The sequence below is a fragment of the Pseudomonas sp. EL_65y_Pfl2_R95 genome (assembly GCF_963971045.1).
In the GTDB taxonomy this organism is placed as follows: Bacteria; Pseudomonadota; Gammaproteobacteria; order Pseudomonadales; family Pseudomonadaceae; genus Aquipseudomonas.
The window spans coordinates 1-3377 of sequence record NZ_CAXAOV010000012.1 but is presented as its reverse complement, the minus strand read 5'-3'; the positions used below and the strand labels follow the sequence as shown (position 1 = coordinate 3377).

General features: G+C 52.6%; 4 protein-coding genes, 3 tRNA genes and 1 pseudogene. All 8 read right to left on the bottom strand.

The annotated features are described in order from the left end of the window. Positions 1 to 142, bottom strand: a 142-nt coding sequence (locus tag AACY09_RS21940) for a GTP-binding protein (RefSeq protein WP_339491031.1), incomplete at its 3' end; no start/stop codon positions are given. Between the two features lie 84 nt (positions 143 to 226). Further along, a tRNA-Thr gene (locus AACY09_RS21935) sits at positions 227 to 302 on the bottom strand. Positions 303 to 328: 26 nt separating this feature from the next. Then, a tRNA-Gly gene (locus tag AACY09_RS21930) sits at positions 329 to 402 on the bottom strand. A gap of 24 nt (positions 403 to 426) precedes the next feature. Further along, positions 427 to 511: transfer RNA gene (locus tag AACY09_RS21925), tRNA-Tyr, on the bottom strand. A 142-nt stretch (positions 512 to 653) separates the two neighbouring features. Then, a complete protein-coding gene (locus tag AACY09_RS21920; protein ID WP_339491034.1) occupies positions 654 to 1325 on the bottom strand; it encodes an SPOR domain-containing protein in 672 nt (223 codons plus the stop codon). A 7-nt stretch (positions 1326 to 1332) separates the two neighbouring features. Continuing rightward, complete coding sequence (locus tag AACY09_RS21915) at positions 1333 to 2079, bottom strand: pantothenate kinase (protein WP_339491033.1); 747 nt, start codon at positions 2077 to 2079, stop codon at positions 1333 to 1335. Next, the gene (birA, locus tag AACY09_RS21910; RefSeq protein WP_339491032.1) at positions 2069 to 3034 is read right to left on the bottom strand and encodes a bifunctional biotin--[acetyl-CoA-carboxylase] ligase/biotin operon repressor BirA; all 966 of its coding nucleotides are present in this window, start codon (positions 3032 to 3034) and stop codon (positions 2069 to 2071) included. Before birA ends, AACY09_RS21915 begins: the two co-directional genes overlap by 11 nt. A 235-nt stretch (positions 3035 to 3269) precedes the next feature. After that, positions 3270 to 3377: pseudogene (locus tag AACY09_RS21905) on the bottom strand (IS110 family transposase); the annotation flags it as partial.

Below are 3377 nucleotides of genomic sequence, written 5' to 3'. Positions count from 1 at the left end.
AGAAATCACGAGCGGAACCGCCCCATGCTTCGGCACAAACGCGAGTCAGTGCTGCAGTCAGGGTAGTTTTACCATGGTCAACGTGGCCGATTGTGCCAACGTTTACGTGTGGTTTTTTACGTTCAAATTTTTCTTTAGCCATCTCGACCGTCTCCAAGCGAAGAATTGCAGAAGCCTTACCACCATTAAAATAAAGGCAGATACTCACATATCTGCCTTTATTAAATGGAGCTCATGAGCGGATTTGAACCGCTGACCTCACCCTTACCAAGGGTGTGCTCTACCAACTGAGCTACATGAGCGTATCGTGTCGCGAATACTGCAAACTTGGAGCGGGTGGCGGGAATCGAACCCGCATCATTAGCTTGGAAGGCTAAGGTTCTACCACTAAACTACACCCGCTCAACTTGCAATTAACGCTAAATCTGGTGGAGGGAGAAGGATTCGAACCTTCGAAGTCGTAGACGTCAGATTTACAGTCTGATCCCTTTGGCCGCTCGGGAATCCCTCCAAAAGGAAGCGGCATTCTCAAGAGAAGCCACCCTACTGTCAAGCAATTTCTCAATAAAAACCTGAGCTTAGAGCATTTGACAGTAACTTTGCTGAGTTGCTGTTTAAGGCCACCCTGCGAAGCGGGCGCCATTCTATGCAATCTATTCAGAGGATGCAATGCTTTCGCACGGCATTAATTGATGTTTTAGCCCATTAAAATCAAATGCGAGCTTTTCCAGCAGGGAATCGTCGGCCAAGCGCCGGCTTTGCGGGGCTATCCGCACCCAATAACTGCGATGCGCACGGGGCAACTCACGCAAAGATGACTCATAACCCACATCTTGCAGACGCTGAATTACACTTTGCGCAGAATCTTTACGCGGAAATATCCCCAAAGAAATGCCGTTTTCCAGGTCACCCTGGGAAATTAAATAGCTATCGATATTACGCGCCTGCAATTCCTTGAGTTGCCGTAGCGAAGCAGAGCGCGAACCCAAGGGCGGGATATAAACCCAATAATCAATGCCGGCTTGATCATCAACCGTGCGTACCTCGGAGCTGATATCAAGACTGATCAAGCGCTGCTCGACCACTTCCGCCTCAGTGCGCTGCTCAAATGAGCCAAGGTAGAGACAGGTATCATCTTCGGGCACCTCAGCAACTGGCGCACGGCGCTGCTGATTATCCGTTTCACTGAGCAACTGAATGTCGCCCTTGGTATTTTGCTGCTGCGTCATTGGCGCAACTTCTTTTGGCCTTAATGGCGCCTGCTGCTGGTGCCAGACATAGTAGAAAGCGTTAAGCACCACCAACAATAGAAAAATCCAACGCATGCGAACCTCAGGACAGCGGGCAGGCTGCAGCCAACCCCTTGAATACCAGATCGGGGGCTATCACCGCGCCAGGCGCCATATCAACTGCAAGTGCAGCATCCCCCCCAGTCAGGAATACCACAAATTCATCGCCCAAGTATTTACGCGCAAGCTCCAACTGTGTCACAACAAAGCCCTGAAGCATCAGCGAACACCCTCGCTCCACAGCTTCTGCAGTTGTCCGACCTGGGCCGCTATGCTGCTGAGCACGCTCAGCAACATCATCGCCATAGCGTATGCGCCGCGTGTGAGTACGCAACTGATTGCGCATCAGCGGAACACCAGGACAGATAAAACCGCCAAGGTGCTCACCACTGGCACTCACATAATCCGCTGTAACCGCAGTCCCCAGATCAAGAACAAGGCATGCCTTGCCTGCTTGCAAGTATGCCCCCACCAAGGCCAGCCAACGATCAAGACCTAACTGTTGATAGTTTTCGTAACCATTGCGCACACCCGCAAGCTCAATAACCGGTTGCGCACAGACACACGCAACCTCATAGCGCTGATTAATGCGCTCAACCAGCAGCTCGGTTTCAGCGTCGGTACGCACACTGACCAATCGACAGGCAACGACCTGCACCGACTTCGCTTCGAGTGCGAGCATTAGCTCCTCATCCGAGCCAACCACACCGCCGGCTACCACCTGCACTGCATCGCCTGCCAACACGCGCCACTTTATAAAACTATTACCGCAATCAAGCTCAAGAATCATCGCTCAGCCTCAAGCTCAACTCGCCACCACTGAAACTGCGTTCTTGACCATCAACCCGCAGGCGAATGGCGCCCGTAGTATCAACGCCTAATATTTCACCCTTTATCAGGGACTGCCCCGCTGTCAAAACAGCCATTCGCCCCTGCCATAGATGATTGGCCTGCCACTGCGCCTGCAGCGCAGCAAAACCGTCGCGCATCTGCACATCAAGGTAGGCCTGCAAGTGCGAACTAAAAAACTCAACTAACTGGTTACGATCAACTGCCCGCCCCAGGACACTCGACAATGACGTCCAAGCCTGTGTAATGCTATCCGCAGCAACCGTCTGCATATTGGCGTTAACCCCAACACCAATGACCACGTGGCACTCATCACCCGGATCGCCTGATATTTCCAGCAGGATGCCGGCGATCTTCTGGCCGTCAACTAACACGTCGTTTGGCCATTTCAAGCCAGCATTAGTGACACCCAGTTGCTCGATAGCTTTCAACAGTGCCAAACCGACAACCAAACTCAGCCCTTCAATTTGGCGCATCCCGCCATTAATAGGAATGACCAAGCTGTAATACAGGTTTTCAGCAAATGGGCTGACCCAGGTACGCCCACGACGACCGCGTCCAGCCGTTTGCTGTTCAGCCAACAGCAAAAACGGCGCCTGCTTACCGGCGGCCAACAGGCGCATAACCTCGGCATTGGTTGAGTCGACAGACTTCAACACTGAAACTGGCCATTGCTTCAGTGCCGGACTCGCCGACAGGCGCTGCGGGTCAAGCAATATGAGTGGATTCTGCAATTTGTAACCACGCCCACGTACTTTATGTATGGATAATCCAAGTTCTGCTTCGAGCCCCTGCAACTGCTTCCATACCGCCGAACGACTGATACCCAGCGCAGCCCCTAAAGCCTCCCCTGAATGAAATCTGCCGTCCTGAAGTAGCCGCAATAATGGCTGCATGTTGAACTCGTAAACTATTAAGGCACGCATGATAACGGCGAGGCGCCGCATTGCCTACTCGCGTGCAAGTTGATTCGTTCTGAACGAGCGATTGTGATCCGCAATCAATACCCAGATAGATCGCTCAACCATGGTGCCCAAGCGGCCTCAGCGTTAAATCGTGGCGGCCAAGCTGCGCGTTGCCCCTTACGTCACCAGCTCTAAACGCGGTCTCTGGTAGATACCGTCTTGAACCTCACCTTGCAATAGCGAGATGAGGATCAAACGGTTTCCCGGATTTCAGTACGCCGTAGGCGATGCAAAGCAGTTTGCGCATCGCTGCGCAGACGATCTGCTTACCCGT